Origin of the sequence: Clostridium gallinarum (assembly GCF_014836325.1) — a bacterium.
Lineage (GTDB): Bacteria > Bacillota > Clostridia > Clostridiales > Clostridiaceae > Clostridium > Clostridium gallinarum.
In genome coordinates, this window is the sequence record NZ_JACSQZ010000038.1 from 10,963 (window position 1) to 33,896 (window position 22,934).

Sequence of the window (22,934 nt, forward strand, 5' to 3'; positions counted from 1 at the left end):
TGGCAGGGGCAGTAGGGATCGAACCCACAACCTACGGTTTTGGAGACCGCCACTCTACCAATTGAGCTATACCCCTTCGACAAAAATTATTCTAACATGTTATTTTATATATTGTCAACAATAAAGTATAAACTTATATAATATTACTTGTTTTAATATAACAAATTTAAAATAATTAAACTTATTATATCATTAAATAATATTATCTTATACATTATAAAAACTTTATAAAAGATTAATATTTCCAATAACAAAAAAAGTCAGTAAATAAAATTACTGACTTTTGGCAGGGGCAGTAGGGATCGAACCCACAACCTACGGTTTTGGAGACCGCCACTCTACCAATTGAGCTATACCCCTTTGCATAACAATAATTATTATATCCTATATCTATCTAAAAATCAATAATTACTTTTATTTTTTATAACATCTACTATTTCACTAAGATTTTTAGTTAGTATATTATCATCTTCATCAGATCCTAGCCCAATATATATATATTCATTTTTCATATTATTTTTTATATCTTCTAAATTTTCATTATCTTTATCATATATAAATATATTCTTTTCTACTCTATTTTCATTTACTTCATCAATATTATCTTTTAGTTTATTAACTTGAATTCCAATACTTCTAAATAGATAATCAAATTTATCAGTATTTGTTGTTATACTATAATTTTCATAAGAACTTAACTCTTCTTTTTCTTTACTTAAAAATTCATCTAAATTTTTAACTATATTATTATAATTCTCTTCATAATATCCTCTATTTTTTATGTCTCTTTCTTGTAATGCTGTTTTTATATTATATAACGCTATTTTATATTCATTAAATCCCAATAAATAATATGGATTTTCATTAGTCTCTTCTGTTAGTTCATTTGTTATTAATCTTATTCCTCTGCTTGCATTAATTAATCCAACATTTGAATTTTTAACGTTATCTATAACTTTATTTATCCAAGGCTCATAACCAGCTCCATTATATATAAATAAATCCATATTTGATATATTATTTATAATGTTTTCATTAACTATAAACTCTTTAACTTCTTTATCATTACTAAATAAATATTCTACATTATGTTTACTTCCAACTAACTCCTCTGTCATTTTATAAAGCTCTTTATTTACTACTAATATATTTAAATACACTTCTTTTTCTTCATCTAATTCATCTGTTGGATTAGCCATTAATGGATTATAAGAAAATGTTAATCCTAAAAATAGAATTGAAGTAAAAACAACTAAAGCATATGTTAACTTCTTCATAATAATTTCCTCCACGGAATATATAATCTACTATTTTTATAATATCTTATCATTTATTTAAAAGAATTACAAATATATTACAAATATAAATATATGTATATATACTTTTAACTTTCTTTTTCAGTTTATTTTAGATAGAATATATATTATGATATATAGTATTTAGAAAGGAGATTCCATATGCATTTTTATGTTAAAGATATAGAAGAAACTACTAACCTAGGATTTTTAATAGGTAAATTATTAAATCCAGGTGATATAGTTTGCTTAACTGGAGATTTAGGAACTGGTAAAACTCATATTACTAAGGGAATTGCTAAAGGATTAGAAATAGATGAACATATAACTAGCCCTACATTTACTATAGTTAATGAATATGACTCAGGGAGATTAAAACTATATCATTTTGATGTTTATAGAGTTAGTGATCCTGATGAAATTTATGCTATTGGTTTTGATGATTATATTTTTTCAAATGGTGTTTCTATTATAGAATGGGCTAATTATATAGAAGAAATTTTACCAAATGAATATTTACATATTTTAATAGAAAAAGATTTATCAAAGGGTGAGAATTTTAGAAAAATTACTATTACACCTTATGGTGAAAGATATGATTATATAAAGGAGTTAAACTTATGATAGTTTTAAGTATAGATTCAGCCTCAAAAGTAGCTACTGCTGCTCTTTTAGAAGATAATAATTTAATAGCAGAATATACTATTAATAATAAATTAGAGCACTCTACATTAGTTATGGATATGGTAGATAAATTATTGAAGGATTCTAATTTAGATATTGATGATGTGGATGGTTTTGTTGTTTCTAAAGGCCCTGGTTCCTTCACAGGTTTAAGAATAGGTATGGCTACTGTAAAAGGATTAAGCCTTGGTTCAAGCAAGCCTTATATAAGTATATCAAGCTTAGATGCTCTTGCTTATTCCCTTGTTAATTTTGATGGAATTATATGCCCTATAATGGATGCATTAAGAAGTAGTGTTTACACTTGTCTTTACAAAGGTAATAGTGGAAAATTAGAAAAATTAATTGATTACTCAGCATTAGAATTAGATGAATTAATAGAAACTTTAAAAGAAAAGGGAGAAAAAGTTATTTTTACTGGAGATGCAGTAAATAAACATAAAGAATACTTATTAGAAAAACTTCCAAATGCTTCATTTGCACCAAATCATCTTAGTATAATAAGAGCTTCTTCCCTAGGAGAGCTAGGACTTCAAATGTTATTAAATAATGAAAAAGATGATATTAACTCTTCTCCTTTTTATTTAAAAAAGCCTCAAGCTCAAAGGGAACTAGAAAAAAGGTTAGCATTAAAAAATGAAGATAGTCTATAATTTAATGAATAGTTCAGATATCGAAGGAGTTTTTAATATTTCAAAATCTTGTTTTTCAACTCCTTGGAGTCTTGACTCAATAAAAAGTGAATTAAATAATCCATTGGCTAAATATATTGTTGCTGTTGATAAAGATTTAGATTTAGTTGTTGGATTTATAGGAGCTTGGATAGTAGTTGGTGAAGCAAGTATAACTAATATTGCTGTAGATAAAAATTATAGAAAAATAGGAATAGGTAATAAACTTTTAGAATCTCTAATTAATCTTTGTAGTGATTTAAACTGTACATTAATCAATTTAGAAGTAAGAGAATCAAATCTAACGGCACAAAATCTTTATAAAAAGCATGGTTTTATAATTGATGGAGTTAGAAAAGGTTATTATGAAGATAATAAAGAAAATGCAATATTAATGACTAAAACACTTACTATGCTGTAGCATAATGAAAAGTGTAAAATTAAAAATGTAGAATTACGGAAAAATCCTTTGGATTTTAAATTAAATAAAGTTTAATAAAAACTTGTAAAGTATTTTTTATTAATAATTAAAGGGATGTCATATTGACATCCCTTTAATTATTTATTTTAAATTGATTTTAATTTTCTTTTTTCTACTTTATTAAAATTTGAATCTACTTGAAATATTGATACTGAAACTCTCTTATATAAAATATATGTTATTACTGAAACTAATATAGCTTTTAGTCCATTTAATGGTAATAATCCTATAGTTACATATTTAATTAACTCATCTTTAGGCATATTTCCCATACCAAATGCAGGTAATAATATATATATATTCGCTAATATTCCTACAATTTCAATACATATTGTTCCTAATATCATTCCTAATATAGCTGTTTTTTTACTTTTATTTGTATGATAAACCCATGCTGCAGGAACTACTAATGCACAACCTACTATAAAATTTGCTAATTGTCCAACTAGCATTGTCTCTGATCCTTTTACAACTAATATTAATAAGTTCTTTAGTAACTCAATTACTACTCCTGCTATTGGCCCAAAAGCAAAAGCTCCCATAAGTGCTGGAACATCGCTTAAATCAATTTTAAGCCAAGCAAAAGGTATAAAAGGTATTACAAAGTCAAAGTACATAAGTACCACCGCTATTGCTGATAATAAAGCAATTTTTACAAGTTTGTTTAGATTTCTGTTTTGTTGATTATTCATTTTCTTTCTCCTCCCAAAAGATATCCTCTGGGGCATGGGTTAGTGCTTAAAAAGTGATATTTATTTAACAAACATTATTTCAAACTTTATCTCTTTGTACCTTTTTATAATAAAAAAACCTGATGTAATTTTTTTACATCAGGGTACAAAGTCACAGGAAATAAGATTTGCCAATTAATTTTACATAATAAGCAATTCTAACACCTTACCTTCTTTCATCCAGACTATACTGTCGGCCTCGGAGTTTCACCGAATCATGCTAAAACTTAGCGCGCGGGCTATACCGCCGGTGGGGAATTACGCCCCGCCCTGAAGATAATTTTATTTACACTTTAATTATATTCCTATTTCAAATCTTTTACAAGCATTTTTTTAACAATCTTCTTCTTTTATTCCCTTCATAGATAAAGAAATTCTATGTCTTTTTGAATCTACTTCTAGAATTTTAACTTTAACTATATCTCCAACCTTAACTATATCTAATGGATGTTTTACAAATCTATCAGCCATTTGACTTTTGTGAACTAATCCATCTTGATGAACACCTATATCTACAAAAGCACCAAAGTCTGATACGTTTCTTACAGTTCCCATAAGAACCATACCTTCACTTAAATCTTTAAGATCTATTACACCAGTTTTTAAAATTGGTTTTGGCATTTCTTCTCTTATATCTCTTCCTGGTTTCTTAAGCTCTTTAATAATATCTTCTAAAGTAAGTTCACCAACTTCTAATTCATTAGCTATATTTTTTATTCCTTTTTCCTTTACTCTTTCATCTATATCACTAAGTTTATTTTCTTTTAAATCATTATTAGTATATCCAAGTAAAGTTATTAAGTTTCTAGCCACTTCATAAGATTCTGGGTGAACTGAAGTATTATCTAAAGGTTCCTTACTTTCCATAACTCTTAAAAATCCTGCACATTGCTCATAGGCTTTTTGACCAAGTCTTTTAACCTTTAAAAGTTCTTTTCTTGTTTTAAATCCACCAACTTCATCTCTATAAAGAACTATATTATTAGCAATACTTGCATTTATTCCTGCAATATAAGTAAGTAATGATGGTGTAGCTGTATTTAGATCAACCCCTACCTTATTAACTGAATCTTCTACCACTCCAGTTAATGATTCATCTAATCTTTTTGGTGTAACATCATGTTGATATTGTCCTACACCTAATGCTTTTGGATCTATTTTAACCAATTCTGCCATTGGGTCTTGAAGTCTTCTACCTATTGATATAGCCCCTCTAACTGTAACATCTAAATCAGGATATTCTTTAGTAGCAAGTTCTGAGGCAGAGTAAACTGATGCTCCTGCTTCTGATACTATTACATATGCTACTTCTTTTCCATTTTCTTTTTTAATTTCGGAAATTACTTCTGAAATTACCTCTTCAGACTCCCTAGATGCAGTTCCATTTCCTAAAGAAATAACTTCAACATTATGTTTATTAATTAATTTTTTTAATACTTCTTTAGTTTCTGCAATTCTATTTTGAGGAGCTGTTGGATATACAGTAGTATTTTCTAAAAATCTTCCTGTGCTATCCAAAACAGCTACTTTACATCCAGTTCTAAATCCAGGATCATACCCCATAACAACCTTTCCTTTTATAGGTGGTTGCATTAATAGAGCTTTTAAATTTTCTTTAAATATTTTTATAGCTCCCTCTTCACCTTTGTCCGTAAGTTCATTTCTAACTTCTCTTTCAATTGATGGATAAATTAATCTTTTTAAAGAATCCTTAATAGAAGCCTTTAAATATTCATCCGTTATAGAATTATTTTTTAATATTTCATTTTCTAAATAAGTAATGATTTTTCCTTCATTAACAACTATCTTTACATTTAGAACTTTTTCTTTTTCCCCTCTATTTATAGCTAAAATTCTATGCGGTGGTATTTTTGATACTTCTTCACTATATTCATAATACATTTCAAAAGGAGTATGTTCTTCACTTTCACCCTTTGTTTCAATCTTACCTTCTCTAAATACTAAACTTCTTATCCATTTTCTATATTTAGCTTCATCAGATATATGTTCTGCTATTATATCTAAAGCTCCATTTATAGCATCATCCTCTGAAGATACACCCTTATCCTCATTTATATATTTCTTAGCCTCTTCTTTTATATCTCCCTTAAATTCTCCTGATAATAAAATTTCAGCTAATGGCTTTAGTCCCTTTTCTAATGCTATTGTTGCTCTAGTTCTCTTTTTTTGCTTATAAGGTCTATAAATATCTTCAACTTCAGTTAAAGTTATAGCCTTTTCTAGAGATTTTTGAATTTCCTCTGTTAATTTACCTTGTTCATCTATTAATCTTAATACATCTTCTTTTCTTTCCTTTAAATTTCTAAGATATATTAGTCTTTCTTGAAACTTTCTTAAAACTTCATCACTTAATGCCCCTGTTTGCTCTTTTCTATATCTAGATATAAAAGGGACAGTATTCCCATCATCAAGTAATGAAATAACATTATTTACTTGATTTAAACTTATATTTAGTTCCCCCGCTAATCTTCCTACTATATCAACCATAAAGTTCCTCCTAATTTACATAATACTATTATTATAATACAAATTCTTAAATTTATAAAATAACCACCTTGATGTTATGTAAAATTAAGTATATAATTATAATTGTAAAAATTTTACAATAGGGTGATGTTATGAATAAATTTCTAATTTTTATAAATAAAATTATTAATATTTTACTTGTTTTTTTTATAATCTTTCTAGTTCTAAATCAATATTATATTATTGATTTTTCTACTACTTTAAAATATGTACTATATTTTTTGACTTTAATTTTAATATTAATATCTTCAACTAAAGAACTTATATTAGGTAAATCTGGATTATCTAAATTTATTAATTTTTTAATATTATTTTGTTTTATTATTGGCGGAGTATTTTCTATAATTACTAATCAAATAAATATTTTAATTTATATTTGTATATTATTTTCATTAATTCATGGATTTATAGACCTTATCTATAAGAAAGCTTAATTTCTTTTAAATTATATTTGTTATATTTTAAAGCCTCGATTAATAGTATTAAATATAATTATTAATCGAGGTATTTTTATGAAAAAAAAATTAATCTACTCTATTTCTTTATTGACATCAATAATATTATTGTCACTTTCCATATTTTCTAATTTTACATATTCGCCTTTTAATGCAAATAATGTAAAGGAAAGCATAGCTGTACTATCTTCTGATACTTATAATGGAAGATTAGCCGGTAGTAAAGAGAACTCTTTAGTTCAAGAATTAATAAGAATAAACTTTCAAGATAACAAATTAGTTCCACTTAATGATAATTATAAGGAAAGCTATACTGTAACTTCTCCAGTAAATAATAATAGTGTTCCTTATCTAAAAATATACTATGATGATGGTTTTGAAGAAAGCTTTAAATACGGTGTTGAGTTTAAAGAAGATATGATAAACTTTAAAAATACAAATTTAATTTTTTCAAAAGACGACAAAGTAAACTTACTATCAAACTATATAGAAGTTTCTACAAACCAAGGAAACTGTCTTTTTTATTTGTCTCCTGACGATAATTTTTCTTTTAGGAGTTCATTTATAAGTACTTTTCCCTATGATATGATGGTTTTGTTAAACAAAGATGCCTATAATAAAATGCTAGATGCTTTAAGAGAAGGTGCTTCTATTTCAGTAAATATTCCTTTTTCCTCTGAAGAAAAAGAAATTTCTAATGTTGTTGGAGTTATTAAAGGTAGTTCTAGTAACCTTCCTCCTTTAGTTCTAACTGCTCACTTTGATCATTTAGGCAAAGATGCTCTTAAAAATCTTTATGGTGGAGCCTTAGATAATGCATCTGGAACATCATTTTTATTAGAGCTTGAAAGGTCGCTTTCAACTTATGGTAAACCCAAAAGAGATATTATTTTCGTTGCCTTAAACGCTGAAGAATTCGGGCTTCTAGGCTCAAAAAATTTCGCAGAGAAAAATTTAGATAAATTAAAAGGCGCAGAAGTAATTAACTTTGACATGATTGGTAGCGAAGGATTCCCATTGACATTGATGTTAGGGGCTGCATCTAAAGATAAAGATTCAAACCTGCTAAAATCAATCGAAAAAATCGCTAAGAAAAATAATGTTGAAACTAATGTTGTTTACGAAAATTCAAGCGATCATGCAAGTTTTTCAGATTTAGGAATTGATGCACTAAGCTTTTGCCATAGTGACTTAAGCAGAATTCACACTCCTAATGATAAAGTAGAATTCATAAGTATAAAGGCTATAAACGAAGCCTATAGCGTAATAGAGGATAAGATATTTGATTCATCCTATGGAATGGTAACAAAATTCTTTTACGGAAAATCTTCTATATTAATATTCTCTATACTATTTGGCTTTTTAATATCAGCACCGTTTGTAGGATATTTTAAAAAGAAAAAAATAAAATAAGCTTGACAAACAAAGTTATAAATGAAAAATGTATAATGAAGAATGAAAAATTAAGGTTGTTTTGCATAGCAAAACTTAAATTAGATTGGTGCAAAGCACCTTTCTATTCAAAAATCCTAAGGATTTTTTTCCTTAATTCTTCATTCTTAATTCTTAATTTTTAATTACAGAAATGCTAGTATTTTTGTCTTAAGTATGCTGTTATAAAGTTATCTATTTCTCCATTCATAACTGCATTTAAGTTTGCCGTTTCTTCACCAGTTCTATGATCTTTAACCATATTGTATGGATGGAATACATAGGATCTTATTTGGCTTCCCCAACCCATGTCCTTTAGCTCTCCAGTTAAATCTTCTATTTTTTCTTTATGAGCTCTTTCTTTTAAATCTATAAGTTTAGATTTTAGCATAGACATAGCTGTGTCTCTATTAGAAAATTGACTTCTTTCGCTTTGGCATTGAACTACAATTCCCGTTGGAATATGTGTTATTCTTATAGCTGATTCTGTCTTATTAACATGCTGTCCACCAGCTCCACTTGCTCTATAGGTATCTACTTTTAAATCTTCACTTCTTATTTCAATATCTTGATCTTTTGTAAGTTCAGGCAGTACTTCTACTGATGCAAAAGATGTTTGTCTCTTACCATTTGCATTAAATGGTGATATTCTTACTAATCTATGAACACCCTTTTCAGCTTTTAAATATCCATATGCAAATTCACCTTTAACCTTTAAAGTAACACTTTTTATACCAGCTTCATCACCTTCAAGATAGTCTAAGGTTTCTACAGAAAAACCCTTCTTTTCACACCATCTAGTATACATTCTAAGTAACATTTCAGTCCAATCGTTGGCATCACTACCTCCAACCCCTGCATGTAAAGTTAAAATAGCATCATTTCTATCATATTCACCTGATAATAAAAGCTCTACTCTATACTCTTCTACATCTTTTTCTATTGATCTAATTTCTTTAATAACTTCGTTAATAGAATCATTATCATCCTCTTCTACTAAATCAGATAATATTTCTACATCTTCTACTCTACTAACCAAGCTATCAAATCTATCTATTTTATCCTTTATTCTTTTAGTTTCTTTAGTAACTTCTTCTGCTCTCTTTACATCATCCCAAAAACCTGACTCTTGCATTTGAAGTTCTAATTCTTGTACTTGTTTTTCTAAAGCTTCCTTGTCAAAGTGAAGCCCTCATTTCCTCTATAAATTTTTTAATATCAGTAAGCTTAGCTAACTCTGCTTCTAGCTTAATTATCATAATATCACACCTTTACAATTGATAATTGATAATGCATAATTGATAATTTTTGATAAAATTCAGTAAACTGAATTTCTTAATTATTAATTTTGCATTTATAAATAGAGGCTATCTTATTAAGAAATTTATATACAATATATTTTTTAATAATTACATAATATACTGCGATATTTCTTTTTAATAAGACAGCCCCTTAAATTATTGTAATTTGGAACAAATTACTTCCTTAATTCTTAATTATTCATTCTTAATTTTTAATTGTGCGACAGCACCCTATGCTTCTCTTCCGTGACAGTTTTTATATTTCTTACCACTTCCACATGGGCAGTTATCGTTTCTTCCTACTTTGTTATCATTTCTAACTGGCTTTTTCTTAGTATCGCCTTCATCTCCACCATGGCTTGCTGAAGTTTCTTCTGCTACTCTTTCTCTTTCAACAGGCTTTTGAATTTGAATATGATATAGGAATTTAACTGTATCTAATTTTATTCCTTGAATCATTTCTTCAAACATTGCACTACCTTCCATTTGGTATGCTTGTATTGGATCCATTTGCTTGTAAGCTCTAAGTCCTATACCTTGTTTTAAGTGATCCATGTTATCTATATGGTCCATCCACTTTTGATCAACTACTCTTAAAAGAATAACTCTTTCAATTTCTCTGAAGTGTTCTTCACCAAATTCTTCTTCTTTTTCAGCATAAACTTTCATTAGTATATCTAATAATTTTTCTGTAATTTCTTCGTTAGATAAATCTACTAGTTCTTCTACAGTTACTGCCTTGCTTGGTAAACATATGTCTTCTAAGTATTGGATTAATTTTTCTATTTCTTTTTCAATACTTTCTGTTACATTATCTAAATGAGCTTTTACAGCATCAGAAACTAATTCTTTTACCATTTCTTGAATTTGTTCTTTTAAATCTTTTCCTTCAAGAACTTCAGATCTTTGATTGTAAATAACTTCTCTTTGTAGGTTCATAACATCATCATAACCTATAAGATTCTTTCTTATATCAAAGTTATTACCTTCAACCTTCTTTTGAGCATTTTCAATAGCTTTACTTACCATCTTATGGTCAATAGCTTCATCTTCTTCTAAACCTAATTTATCCATTAATCCTTGAATCTTTTCTGATCCAAATATTCTCATTAAATCATCTTCTAAAGAAATATAGAATACAGATTCACCTGCGTCTCCTTGACGACCAGATCTACCTCTTAATTGGTTATCTATTCTTCTTGATTCATGTCTTTCTGTACCTATTATCTTTAAACCGCCAACTTCTTTAACACCTTCACCTAATTTAATATCTGTACCTCTACCAGCCATATTAGTAGCTATAGTTACACTACCTAATTCACCAGCATGAGATATTATTTCAGCTTCTTGTTCATGATATTTAGCATTTAATACTTTATGAGGCACTCCTCTTTTCTTTAATAAAGCAGATAAGTATTCAGATTTTTCTATACTTACAGTACCTACTAAAACAGGCTGACCTTTTTTATTACATTCAATTATATCTTCAATAATTGCATTGTATTTACCTTTATTATTTTTATAAATTAAATCACTTTTATCTATTCTTGCTACAGGTTTATTAGTTGGAACAACTATAACGTCTAAAGCATAAATTTCTCTAAATTCATTTTCTTCTGTTAAAGCAGTACCAGTCATACCTGATAACTTTTTATACATTCTAAAGTAGTTTTGGAATGTAATAGTTGCTAAAGTCTTAGATTCTCTTTCAATTTTAACTCCTTCTTTAGCTTCTATAGCTTGATGAAGACCATCTGAGTATCTTCTTCCTTCCATAAGTCTACCTGTAAATTCGTCAACTATTATTACTTGACCATCCTTAACCATGTAGTCCTTATCTCTCTTCATACCATAGTTAGCTTTTAAAGCTTGAGTTATATAGTGTTGTAACTCTAAGTGTTCAGCATCTGCATAGTTATCTATTCCAAATGCTTTTTCAGCCTTAGTAACTCCAGAGTCTGTTAACATAACTGAATTAGCTTTTTCATCTATTGTATAATCTGTATCAGCTAATAATTGCTTTACAAAATTATCTGCAACATTATAGAATTTAGTTGATTTTTCTCCAGCTCCAGAAATTATAAGTGGTGTTCTAGCTTCATCTATAAGAATTGAGTCAACTTCATCTACAACTGCAAAGTTTAATTTTCTTTGAACTCTTTCTTCTTTATAAATTACCATATTATCTCTTAAGTAATCAAAACCAAACTCATTATTTGTTCCATATGTTATATCTGCTGCATATGCTTCTCTTCTTTGCTGAGAATTTAATCCATGAACTATACATCCAGTAGTTAATCCTAAGAAATTATATAATTGTCCCATCCACTCAATGTCTCTTTGAGCTAGGTAGTCATTTACTGTTATTAAGTGAACTCCCTCTCCAGTTAATGCGTTTAAGTATACTGGAAGTGTAGCAACAAGTGTTTTACCTTCCCCAGTTTTCATTTCCGCTATTCTACCTTGATGTAACACCATACCACCTATAAGTTGTACTCTATAGTGTTTCATTCCTAAGCTTCTCCATGCACCTTCTCTACAAACAGCAAAAGCTTCTGGTAAGATATCATCTAAGGTTTCCCCATTTTTTAATCTAGCTTTAAATTCTTCAGTCTTAGCTCTAAGCTCTTCATCTGATAATTTTTGCATTGATTCTTCTAATGCTTCTATTTTATCTGCAATTTTTTCTAACTTTTTAACTTCTCTCTCACTATAAGACCCAAATATCTTTTCAAAAAATCCCATACTAATTTTCCTTCCAATCGTATATTTTACTCTTTTTCTATTTTATCGAATTTCATTAATAAATTATACCATTTTAATAACGATTAATTCAACAAATATGTTATTTTTTAATAATTTTATAATTAAAAAGGAAGTGGATTTACCACTTCCCTTCAATTTTTTAAACATTTATATTTACTTTTTAAATGTATTCTGGTTCTAAAAGACCATAATCTCCGTCTTTTCTTTTATACAATACATTAATTTTATTTTCCTCAAAGTCTTGGAATACAAAGAAATTGTGTCCTATTAATTCCATTTGAAGGATTGCTTCTTCTACAGACATTGGCTTTATACCAAATCTCTTTGTTTTTACTATCTTTCCATTTTCCTCTTCTACATTATTGTCATTTTCTTCAAATGCCATTTCCTCTATTTGAGAATATCTTAAAGATTCATGATTTTTTCTTGTTAATTTAGTTCTTTGTTTTCTAATTTGTCTTTCTAATTTATTTACTACTAAATCAATTGATTTATACATGTCATCTGTAGCTTCTTCAGCTCTAAGTAATATTCCACTAAAAGGTATTATAACTTCCACTTTTTGCTTATTTTTTTGAACTGATAAAGTAGCCTTAGCTTCTACATCTGGATTAAAGTACCTCTTAACTTTAGACAACTTTTTCTCAATTATCTCTTTTAATGCTGGAGTAACTGTAGTATTTTTTGCTATTACTGAAATTCTCATAAAAGTTCATCCCCTCTCTATAAGCTTAAAAGCTTATATGTAGAATTAATTTATTTTTATTATGTCTATATTATATCATTAGGTAATCGTTTTTTTCAATAGTTTACGCTTAATTTTTCAGAAAATTCTCTCTTTATTTTTGTTTAAAAAAATAGCCATTAGTAAACTAATAGCTAATCTTTGTAAAAATAGCTGACCTGGACTTTGACCCCACACTCGCCTACTGGAGCTTTTGCTACTAAGACTTAACTCCTCACTACTAACCCTCTCAATTTCTTGGTAGGACTTACTTCTACACCGCACCATGCTCATTAGGAATTTTTCCAAACTTACGTGGATCGTTTCGCCTGCGACTGGCATCGACTTTCATCCACAGACCTATCTTTACTCTATTATTATATATAACTTTTAGCAACTGTCAATATTTTTATTGATTTTGCACCATTTTTTTTAAGCATTTTTTCACATTCATGCACTGTTGCACCTGTAGTAACAACATCATCTATAAGCAATAATTTTTTATTTTTAATATTACTATTATCTATTAAATCAAAGGCTCCACTTATATTTTTAAATCTCTCTTCCTTTGATAATAACTTTTGTTCTTTAGTATTTTTAACCTTAATTACATCCTTATATAAGTTCACTTTTAGCTTTTTACTTAGCTCATTAGCTAAATATTCACATTGATTGAAACCTCTTTGTTTAAGTGCCTTTTTACTACTTGGAATAAAAACAATTCCATCTATACTTATATTATTACTTTGAATTAAATCCAAAAGAAATTCCACCAATATACTACCAGCTACAAAGCTCTTCTTATATTTAAATTCTAATATTAATTGCTTTAATACTCCACTATAGTATCCATAAGCAATAACACTTTCGTTATCTTTTACTCTTTTTATTTGTGAAATACATAAAGGACAAATACCAGAAAATTCACTTTCACAAATAATGCAGTTGTTTTTAGGTGGATATATTATATCTAATAATTCATCCTTTAAAGAAATTAATAATTCAACAATCCTTTTTCCCATATATTTTTATTATATCTCCTTGTTATATCCTTTGATAAATCCATATCTATAGAAATATCTTTTCCAACTAGAAGTACTTCTCCTAAATTATTAATATTCTTTCCTACATCTGCACAAAAATATATTATTTTTTTATAATTATAAAAATTATCATCTGCAAATAGTACTACTATATCTACATTTTCTTTATCTATTGTATATTCTCTTATATTATTAGTAATTATAAACGTACTTTTATTTTTAAGTTTATAAATATGCTCTATTTCCTTTGTAGAATATTTCTTAAAAAACTTTATTATTTTTATATCTTTTATTTTTAATTCGTTAGTATAATAATCATAAACCTTATTTATTTTATCTTCACTTGGTACATAAATTATTACCTTTTTATTATTTCCTTTAAACCACATCAAATAATCATATAATGTATAAGGCATATCTTCATCTAACTTAACTCTTGTTGTTATTATTCTTGGTTCTACAAAAACTTTCTTACGGATTAAGTCTGAAATTTCAATATCCATTCCCATATTTACTAATTTCTCTATTGAATAAGATATAATTCTTTTAGAATAAATATATAAATGCTCAATATACTCTCTCAACTCTTCCTTTGAAAATATTGAATATTTACTTATATCATCTATTATACAAAGATCATAACATCCTCTTATATTTTTTATATTTTTAAAATTAATAAAAATTAAATTTTCATCGCTCTCTTTTTCTTCAATATACGAATATTTAATACTAAGATTATCTTTCTTTAAAAGCTCTAAAATTTCTCTATTATAATCTTCCCCATTCCAAACATATAAAATCCTTTTATTTTCTTTTAATAATAATTTTATTATATTTATAAAAATTAATGTAGTGTTATAAGGGTTAGTTATAATACTAAGTATTTTTGATTGCTTATTATACCATTTACTTATTTTAGATGTACAATTATTAAACTCCTTTAGGTTTATTAATTTATTATCTAACATTGAAATTCTCCTATTCACTAAATATTTCATTACTAGTAATATCTAAAATTCTATTTTTTAACGAAGAGTATCTACTTACACTTTTATCATTAGTAATCATATATTGTAGTGCTTTAGGTATACCAACAACAACTACTAGTTCTTTAGCTCTAGTTATAGCAGTATATAATAAGTTTTTATTCATTAAAAGTGGTGATCCCATAAATGCTGGAGTAATAATAACTTTAAATTCACTTCCTTGACTTTTATGAATAGTTATTGCATAAGCTAATTCTAGTTCATCTAAATAAATATAGTCATAAATAACCTTTCTTTCATCATCAAAAATAACTGTTAATGTCTTATCCTCTTCATTTATGCTTTCTATAAAGCCCATATCCCCATTAAATACTCCTACGCCTTCATTCTCTCCCTCTCCATTAATTCTAACCCACTTTAAAGAATAATTATTTTTAGTTTGCATTACTTTATCACCTTCTCTAAAGATGACATCTTTTAATTCTTTTTCCCTTTTATTTTTAGATTTTGGATTTAAAACTTCTTGAAGCTCGTTATTCAAATTTTGCACTCCTAATAACCCTTTTCTTGTAGGTGTTAATATTTGAATATCTCTAAATTTATCCCAAGTAGTATTAAACTTAGGAAGTCTTCTATTTATTAAATCTATTATTGTATTTAATATCTCATTTACATCTTCTCTATTTTCAAAAAAGAAATCCCCATCTCTTCTATTTAATATTGGCATTTCTCCATTATTTATTTTATGCGCATTAGTTACAATTAAGCTTTCTTTTCCTTGTCTAAATATATCCTTTAATCTAACTACTTTAATAAACTTGCTTTCTATTAAATCTTTTAAAACATTTCCTGCACCTACAGATGGAAGCTGATCAACATCTCCAACTATAATAACTCTAGTTCCTAACTTTATAGCTTTAAGAAGGCTATGCATAAGCATTATATCTATCATAGATGCTTCATCAATAATAATAACATCAGCTTCTAAAGGTTCACTTTCCCCTAATTTATAAAATGACTTTCCTTCTTCACTTACACCCATTTCTAAAAGTCTATGTATGGTCTTAGCCTCTCTCCCTGTTGATTCACTCATTCTCTTTGCTGCTCTTCCAGTAGGAGCTCCTAAAACAACCTTCATATTATTATTTTCATATATTTCAATTATAGCCTTAATTATTGTTGTCTTTCCTGTACCTGGACCACCAGTAATAATTTCTATTCCATTTTCAAAAGCTCCTACTATAGCTTCTTTTTGAGAAGGTGCAAATTTTATATTATACTTTTTTTCAAATACCCCTACTTCAAATTCAATATCAGAGTTTATGCTTCTGAAATTTTCCATACTTAGTGTTATTATTCTATTAGTTACACCAAGTTCGCAATAATAATATGGTAGAGCAAAAACTGAATCTACACCATCTATTTTCTCAACCTTTATTTTAGAATCTAAAGTTAAATTGTATAAACTTTCTTCTACCATTTGTGGCGTAGCTCCAAGTAGTTTGCTAGTTTCTCTAATAAGCTCATCCTTTGGCATAAATGTATTTCCTGATGAAGAAAATTGATTTAATATATATCTAATACCACTTTGCACTCTAAAAGGAGAAGTTGGCTCAATTCCAAGACTTTTTGCTATTCTATCTGCTGTAAGAAATCCAATCCCTGAAATTTCATCTGAAAGTATGTATGGATTTTCAGTTATTATATCTTTAGAATTTTCTCCAAAAGTCTTATAAACCTTTATACATTGATTGGTACTCATTCCATGACCTTGGAAAAACATTATTATATCCTTTAATTCTCTTTGTTCTATATATGACTCTTTAATAATTTCAAATTTCTTTTCTCCAATACCTTCTACAGATTTAATTTTTTCTATATCAGTATCTAAAATATCTAATGTATTTTCCTTAAATCTTTCTACTAATCTTTTAGCTGTAATAGGCCCTATTCCTCTTATTATTCCAGTTGCTAAATATCTTTCTATTCCCTTTATTGAACTTGGTAATATTTCTTCATATTCTTCTATGTTAAATTGACGTCCAAATTGCTTATGAATTACCCATTGTCCTTTTAGTCTAACATGTTGACCTTCTCTCATAAAAGGAACAACTCCAACTGCACTTACAACTTCTTTTTCCATTCTTATCTTAGATACTACATACCCTGTATCTTCGCTTTTAAATACAATAGATTCCACTATTCCATTTATGCAATCTTCCATGATATCTCTCCAAATCTTCAAATATTTTATTTCCTATTATTTTATTATATAATATATAGCAAATAATAAATAATAAAGATTGTGTTTTTAATCAATATTATTTAAATATGCTATAATAAAATTATAAAAATTGTATGGAGGTGTTTATATGTTAATAAAAAATTGTAATATAATCTATCTTGATAGAATAGAAAACGGTTCAGTCTTAATTGAAAACGGTAAAATCAAAGAAATAAACCCAAGCATTTCAGAATTTGAAGAAGTAATTGATGCAAATGGTTTATATTTAGCTCCTGGATTTATAGATGTTCATATTCATGGGGCAGGTGGACATGATACAATGGATGGAACTTTTGAAGCTATTAATGAAATTTCAAAGGTAATAGTAAAGCATGGTACTACATCTTTTACACCAACTACTATGACAGTTGCTATTGATGATATTAAAAAATCAATGAAGGTAATTAAAGAAGCTAAAGAAAAAGGAACAGATGGTGCTATAGTTTTAGGAGCTCACTTAGAAGGTCCTTTCATTAGTCCAAAGGCTATCGGTGCTCAAAACCCTAATTATTTAATACCACCAACTCTAGATAACTATAAGAAAATGGTTGGAGATGCTGAAGATGCTGTAGTATCTATTACAATTGCTCCTGAAGTTCCTGGTGCTAAAGAATTAATTAAAGAATTATCACAAAAAGGTATAGTTTGTTCAATAGGACATACAAAGGCTACTTATGAAGAAGCTATGGAAGGTATTAAATGTGGTTGTGGGCATTCTACTCACCTTTTTAATGCAATGACACCTTTTGCCCATAGAGAACCTGGAGTTGTAGGAGCAATATTTGATAGTGATATTACTACTGAAACTATTTCTGATGGAATTCATGTATCCTATCCTTCTCTTAGAATTGCTTACAATCAAAAAACTCCAGATAAAGTTTTATTAGTTACTGATGCTATGATGGCTTGTTCAATGCCTGATGGTATGTATGCTCTAGGTGGACAAGATGTTGTTGTTAAAGAAGGGGCTGCAAGACTATTAAACGGAAGTTTAGCTGGTTCAATCCTTACTTTAGATAAAGCCGTTAAAAATGTTTATAAAAATGTAGGACTTCCTTTATATGAAGCTGTAAAAATGGCTAGTTACAATCCTGCAAAACACTGTAAGGTTGAAGATAGAAAAGGACTTATTAAAGAAGGTTATGATGCAGATTTAGTTTTATTTGATGAAGATATAAATATTAAAAAGGTTTTTGTAAAGGGAAAAATAATGCTTTAAAAATAAAAACTAATAATTGTAAAGGGAGCTATCTAAGACAGCTCCCTTTATTTACAAAAAATATTTATTTCCTTTTATACTATAAGTATTTTTTAATTTCTTCTACTTTATTTAATTGTTCCCAAGGTAAATTTAAATCATTTCTACCAAAGTGTCCATAAGCTGCAGTTTGCTTATATATAGGTCTTCTTAATTCTAAATCTCTAATTATTGCACCTGGTCTTAAATCGAATACTTTTTCTACTATAGAAACTATTTCTTCTTCTGTCTTCTTTCCTGTTCCAAAAGTTTCAACTTCTATTGATACTGGTTTAGCCACTCCTATAGCATAAGCTAATTGAATTTCTAACTTATCAGCTACTCCAGCTGCAACTAAATTTTTTGCTACCCATCTTGCTGCATATGCTGCTGATCTATCAACCTTTGTTGGATCTTTTCCTGAGAAAGCACCACCACCGTGTCTTCCGTATCCACCATAAGTATCAACAATTATCTTTCTTCCAGTTAATCCACTATCTCCTTGTGGGCCACCAACTACAAATCTTCCAGTTGGATTAATAAAATATCTAGTTTTTTCATCTAATAATTCTGCTGGCACTACTGCTTTAATAACATGTTCCATTAAATCTTCTTTTATTTGTTCTTGAGAAACATCTTCACTATGTTGTGTTGATATAACTATTGTATCTATTCTAACAACTTTATTATCATCATATTCAACAGTAACTTGAGTCTTTCCATCTGGTCTTAAATATGATAATGTTCCATTTTTTCTAACTTCTGATAATCTTCTTGATAATCTGTGTGCTGTAGCTATAGGTAAAGGCATAAATTCTTCTGTTTCGTTAGTTGCAAAACCAAACATCATTCCTTGGTCACCAGCTCCAACAGCTTCAACATTATCTATTTCTCCAACTCTAGCTTCTAAAGCTTCATCTACTCCCATAGCTATATCCCCTGATTGCTCATCTATAGAAGTTAATACTGAACATGTGTCGCAATCAAATCCATATTTAGCTCTATCATATCCTATATTCCTAATAGTTTCTCTTACTAGCTTCGGAATATCAACATAGCAATTAGTTGATATTTCTCCCATTACTAAAACCATTCCTGTAGTAACAGCAGTTTCACATGCAACTCTTGCCATAGGGTCTTTTTCTAAAATACTATCTAATACAGCATCTGAAATTTGATCACAAATTTTGTCTGGATGCCCTTCCGTAACTGATTCTGAGGTAAATAATCTTTTCATCTTGGTATCTCCTTTCATTTTATTTGATATTAATTCTGAAACAATTTATACACTTGAAATATTTAATTTTCTAAAGAATAAAAAAAATCTCTTCGATAAGAAGAGATTAATAACCAAATTTCTTTCTTATCTTGCAAAATACATTGCAGGAATTGGCACCACACTCTAATGAATGAAGTAGGTTGCCGGGTTTCATAGGGCCCTTTTCCCTCCACCTCTCTTGATAAGAACTAATATCAAATTTTTCTTTACAGATTATATCATTATTATTGATAATAGTCAATAATATTTATTATTGGTATTATTAATCTATTAAATAAAAATAAAGGAACTATCACTATAGATACTCCCTTTATTTTTATTATATTTAAGTTAAAATTTGTTATTTACTCATATAATCCATATGCTTTCTTTATATCTTGAGTGTAAATAACTCCTTTTCCCGGTTCATCTATTTTCATTTCATTTCTAATTGATGTAATAATCTTATCTACATCTTCTATTTTAGATAGAATTATTACAATTTCCTTTTCTGGTTCAATTTCCATAGCAAAAAGCTTACTAGTTTCATGAATTCCAGAACCTCTGGCATTTATTATAGTTCCACCTTTAGAGCCTGCTTTAGTAGCTGCATCAATTACATCTTCACCTTTGCCCTTATCTACAATTACAGTTATAGATTGATACATAATATTATCTTCACCTTTCCCTTTAATATTATTAGTTTTGCAAGTTCTTGTTCCTAATATATTTGAAATAGAAGTAGTAAAAGCTATACCATGATTAGGTTTTTCAAACTTAAACTCTTTATCAAGTTTTTCTAAGGCTTTATAAACATTATCTGTTTCTCCTGCCATTAACACCATTTCTTTTCTCACATCTGTTAACCCAAAAAACTTTAAGACCTTATTATTTACTGTACCCTTACATAAGAATACAGTTCCACCAAAAATACCTTCTTGCTTAGCTTTTTGTATTATCTTACTTCCTAACCCAAAATTCACTATAACACAAACAAGTTCAACATTTTTGCATCCCGCATTATCCGATATCACTTTCAATTCCTCCTTTTTTAGATTTCATTTTAAAAATAAAACCTAATACTTGTAAAGCAATTATAGGGGTCATTGCTACCATTGCTATCATTCCAAAGCCATCAACTAAAACATTTGCACCTTCAATAGCCTCTGCTGCACCCTGTGCAAAAGCTAATATAAATGTTGCTGTCATTGGTCCAGATGCAACACCACCTGAGTCGAAAGCAATTCCAACAAATAACTTAGGCACAAAATAAGTCATCCCTATTGAAATTATATATCCTGGTAGTAAATAATGCCATAGTTTAATTTCAGGAACTATTATTCTAAGCATTGATAACCCAACTGCTATTCCTACTCCTATAGATAGTGTAAGCATAACAACATTTCTTTTTACATATCCACTTGTAACATCTTCTATTTGTTGAGTTAATACGTGTACTGCAGGTTCTGCTAATATAGTTACTAGGCCTAATATAAAGCCTACTATAATTACAAATGATTTATTTTCTAGAGAAGCTATCTTATAACCTAAAATAGTTCCTAAATCCATAAATCCAGCATTTACACCAACTAAAAATATAACTAATCCTATAAAGGTAAATAATATCCCAAACAAAATTTTTCTTACCGATCTCTTTGAAAGATTAAAAGAAATTCTTTGGAATACAAGAAAAATCAGTATTATTGGAAAAAGAGCTATAAATATTTCTTTTGATATCGTTGGTATTTTTTCTAGAAATGGAGTAATTATTAAGTTAGAAGAAGTAGTACTTATATCTAAGCTTCCTGCTATCTTATCAGTTTTTAATATTATACTCATAACCATTACCGCTATTATAGCTCCTGCAGATGCTATAGCTACAAGTCCAAAACTATCTTTTTCTGAAGATTTACTATCTTTTTTAAGAGTTGATACCCCCATAGCAAGAGCTAACATAAAGGGCACTGTAAGAGCTCCTGTTGTAGCCCCTGATGCATCAAAAGATATTGCTAAAAACTCTGGTGATGTAAATAAAGCAAGTATTAAGATAACTCCATATATACCTGATAAAAGCTTGTACAAAGGTATATTATATAGTATTCTTCCAAGACCTAATGATAACATAATTGCTATTCCTATAGATACTATAACTAATATACTCCCTTTACCTATTATCCCCGATGTAACCATCTCTACTTGAGCTGCTAAAATGTGTAAATCTGGTTCTGCAATAGATATTACAAATCCTAAAATTAATCCCGATATAATAACTATTGATATTTTATTTGTTTTTGTCATTTTAGACCCCATAACATTACCAATTGGAGTTATACCAATATCTACTCCAACTAAAAATATTGCAAGCCCTATGATTATTGCTAAAGATCCAATTAAAAACCTAAGGATTAATGGGGTATCAAGTGGTGTTATAGTAAAGTTTAATATTAATACTATAGCTGTAATTGGTATAACAGCATATAAAACCTCCTTAATTTTTGAAACTATTAAATTCAAATAAAAATCATCCCTTTCTATAAAAAATTTTAATTTAATAACATTATAAAAATTATTTAAGTTAAATATTATTTTATCAAATAAATACTCCTATTTATGTTAAATTTATGTTATATATATCTATTTTAACACATTTTCTTCTAATTAGTATTACATTTATTAATTTAAATTTATTAATTAATAATTTTTTCCTATTATTTTTTAATATTTTTGTATTTAAATTGATAAAAATTGCACTTTTTATTTTTAATCACATATATTATTGATAATTATTTTTAAGAACGTAAAACAAAAAAAGAGATAAACATTATATTCCTTGCTCCGTCGCATGCGCTCCAAGTCGCAGTCATACAATGTTTATCTCTTTGAAAACTGAAAGAGGAAATTATAAAAGCTTAATTCTTAAACTACGAATTTTACCACTCTCATAAAATTATCCTCAAATTGTCCATAGATATAATTTCATAAAGAATAAAAAAGTGTTAAAGTATCATATCCAGGTTCCGTCGCAAGCTCCAAGTCACCT

General features: G+C 28.0%; 17 protein-coding genes, 2 tRNA genes and 2 riboswitches. Of the genes, 5 read left to right on the top strand and 14 right to left on the bottom strand.

Going from position 1 to position 22,934, the window contains the following annotated elements; all coding sequences use genetic code 11:
• The 3 genes from H9660_RS10705 to H9660_RS10715 form a co-directional block, all read right to left on the bottom strand.
• Positions 1 to 76, bottom strand: a tRNA-Trp gene (locus tag H9660_RS10705).
• 208 nt (positions 77 to 284) lie between these two features.
• A tRNA-Trp gene (locus H9660_RS10710) sits at positions 285 to 360 on the bottom strand.
• Positions 361 to 401: 41 nt separating this feature from the next.
• Positions 402 to 1,277 carry a metal ABC transporter substrate-binding protein gene (locus tag H9660_RS10715; RefSeq protein WP_191750374.1) on the bottom strand — a complete coding sequence of 292 codons (876 nt, stop codon included), beginning with the start codon at positions 1,275 to 1,277 and terminating at the stop codon, positions 402 to 404.
• A 180-nt stretch (positions 1,278 to 1,457) separates the two neighbouring features.
• Between H9660_RS10715 and tsaE the strand changes: the two genes are divergently transcribed.
• The 3 genes from tsaE to rimI are packed head-to-tail and all read left to right on the top strand — an operon-like array spanning position 1,458 to position 3,071.
• Entirely contained in the window at positions 1,458 to 1,919 is a 462-nt protein-coding gene (tsaE, locus tag H9660_RS10720; RefSeq protein WP_191750375.1) for a tRNA (adenosine(37)-N6)-threonylcarbamoyltransferase complex ATPase subunit type 1 TsaE, read from the top strand.
• The gene (tsaB, locus tag H9660_RS10725) at positions 1,916 to 2,632 is read left to right on the top strand and encodes a tRNA (adenosine(37)-N6)-threonylcarbamoyltransferase complex dimerization subunit type 1 TsaB (RefSeq protein ID WP_191750376.1); all 717 of its coding nucleotides are present in this window, start codon (positions 1,916 to 1,918) and stop codon (positions 2,630 to 2,632) included. Before tsaE ends, tsaB begins: the two co-directional genes overlap by 4 nt.
• A complete protein-coding gene (gene rimI / locus H9660_RS10730; RefSeq protein ID WP_191750377.1) occupies positions 2,616 to 3,071 on the top strand; it encodes a ribosomal protein S18-alanine N-acetyltransferase in 456 nt (151 codons plus the stop codon). The genes tsaB and rimI overlap by 17 nt, the downstream gene beginning before the upstream one ends.
• A gap of 146 nt (positions 3,072 to 3,217) precedes the next feature.
• Here the strand turns inward: rimI and H9660_RS10735 are convergent, their stop codons facing one another.
• Together H9660_RS10735 and H9660_RS10740 are read right to left on the bottom strand one after the other, a co-directional pair.
• Positions 3,218 to 3,823, bottom strand: coding sequence for an ECF transporter S component (locus H9660_RS10735; protein WP_191750378.1), 606 nt, complete (start codon positions 3,821 to 3,823; stop codon positions 3,218 to 3,220).
• Between the two features lie 203 nt (positions 3,824 to 4,026).
• Positions 4,027 to 4,144: riboswitch (FMN riboswitch) on the bottom strand.
• A gap of 51 nt (positions 4,145 to 4,195) precedes the next feature.
• Positions 4,196 to 6,370 carry a Tex family protein gene (locus H9660_RS10740; RefSeq protein ID WP_191750379.1) on the bottom strand — a complete coding sequence of 725 codons (2,175 nt, stop codon included), beginning with the start codon at positions 6,368 to 6,370 and terminating at the stop codon, positions 4,196 to 4,198.
• 551 nt (positions 6,371 to 6,921) lie between these two features.
• Between H9660_RS10740 and H9660_RS10745 the strand changes: the two genes are divergently transcribed.
• Positions 6,922 to 8,277, top strand: coding sequence for a M28 family metallopeptidase (locus H9660_RS10745; protein WP_191750380.1), 1,356 nt, complete (start codon positions 6,922 to 6,924; stop codon positions 8,275 to 8,277).
• Between the two features lie 175 nt (positions 8,278 to 8,452).
• Here H9660_RS10745 and prfB read toward each other — a convergent pair.
• The 6 genes from prfB to recD2 all read right to left on the bottom strand — a co-directional run bounded on the left by prfB (position 8,453) and on the right by recD2 (position 17,339).
• Positions 8,453 to 9,554, bottom strand: a protein-coding gene (gene prfB / locus H9660_RS10750) for a peptide chain release factor 2 (RefSeq protein ID WP_191750381.1) whose coding sequence is annotated in 2 segments (ribosomal slippage) — positions 8,453 to 9,475 and positions 9,477 to 9,554 — 1,101 coding nt in all. Because the reading frame shifts where the segments join, the coding sequence is not laid out codon by codon here.
• Between the two features lie 273 nt (positions 9,555 to 9,827).
• Positions 9,828 to 12,341 (bottom strand): preprotein translocase subunit SecA, encoded by a 2,514-nt coding sequence (gene secA / locus H9660_RS10755; protein ID WP_191750382.1) that lies wholly within the window; start codon positions 12,339 to 12,341, stop codon positions 9,828 to 9,830.
• Between the two features lie 181 nt (positions 12,342 to 12,522).
• Complete coding sequence (gene hpf / locus H9660_RS10760) at positions 12,523 to 13,068, bottom strand: ribosome hibernation-promoting factor, HPF/YfiA family (RefSeq protein WP_191750383.1); 546 nt, start codon at positions 13,066 to 13,068, stop codon at positions 12,523 to 12,525.
• A 395-nt stretch (positions 13,069 to 13,463) separates the two neighbouring features.
• Positions 13,464 to 14,108, bottom strand: coding sequence for a ComF family protein (locus H9660_RS10765; protein ID WP_191750384.1), 645 nt, complete (start codon positions 14,106 to 14,108; stop codon positions 13,464 to 13,466).
• Positions 14,081 to 15,097, bottom strand: coding sequence for a hypothetical protein (locus H9660_RS10770; RefSeq protein ID WP_191750385.1), 1,017 nt, complete (start codon positions 15,095 to 15,097; stop codon positions 14,081 to 14,083). The genes H9660_RS10765 and H9660_RS10770 overlap by 28 nt, the downstream gene beginning before the upstream one ends.
• A gap of 10 nt (positions 15,098 to 15,107) precedes the next feature.
• Positions 15,108 to 17,339, bottom strand: a complete 2,232-nt coding sequence (recD2, locus tag H9660_RS10775; RefSeq protein WP_191750386.1) for an SF1B family DNA helicase RecD2 — start codon at positions 17,337 to 17,339, stop codon at positions 15,108 to 15,110.
• A gap of 148 nt (positions 17,340 to 17,487) precedes the next feature.
• On the opposite strand from recD2, the gene nagA reads away from it, so the two are divergent.
• Positions 17,488 to 18,618 carry an N-acetylglucosamine-6-phosphate deacetylase gene (gene nagA / locus H9660_RS10780; protein WP_191750387.1) on the top strand — a complete coding sequence of 377 codons (1,131 nt, stop codon included), beginning with the start codon at positions 17,488 to 17,490 and terminating at the stop codon, positions 18,616 to 18,618.
• A 79-nt stretch (positions 18,619 to 18,697) separates the two neighbouring features.
• Here the strand turns inward: nagA and metK are convergent, their stop codons facing one another.
• From metK to H9660_RS10795, 3 genes are all read right to left on the bottom strand, one after another.
• Positions 18,698 to 19,873 (bottom strand): methionine adenosyltransferase, encoded by a 1,176-nt coding sequence (gene metK / locus H9660_RS10785; RefSeq protein ID WP_191750388.1) that lies wholly within the window; start codon positions 19,871 to 19,873, stop codon positions 18,698 to 18,700.
• Positions 19,874 to 19,996: 123 nt separating this feature from the next.
• A riboswitch (SAM riboswitch) is annotated at positions 19,997 to 20,103 on the bottom strand.
• A gap of 156 nt (positions 20,104 to 20,259) precedes the next feature.
• Positions 20,260 to 20,928, bottom strand: a complete 669-nt coding sequence (locus H9660_RS10790) for a P-II family nitrogen regulator (protein WP_341479591.1) — start codon at positions 20,926 to 20,928, stop codon at positions 20,260 to 20,262.
• Positions 20,915 to 22,408 (bottom strand): DUF1538 domain-containing protein, encoded by a 1,494-nt coding sequence (locus H9660_RS10795; RefSeq protein ID WP_191750389.1) that lies wholly within the window; start codon positions 22,406 to 22,408, stop codon positions 20,915 to 20,917. Before H9660_RS10795 ends, H9660_RS10790 begins: the two co-directional genes overlap by 14 nt.
• Positions 22,409 to 22,934 lie beyond the last annotated feature (526 nt).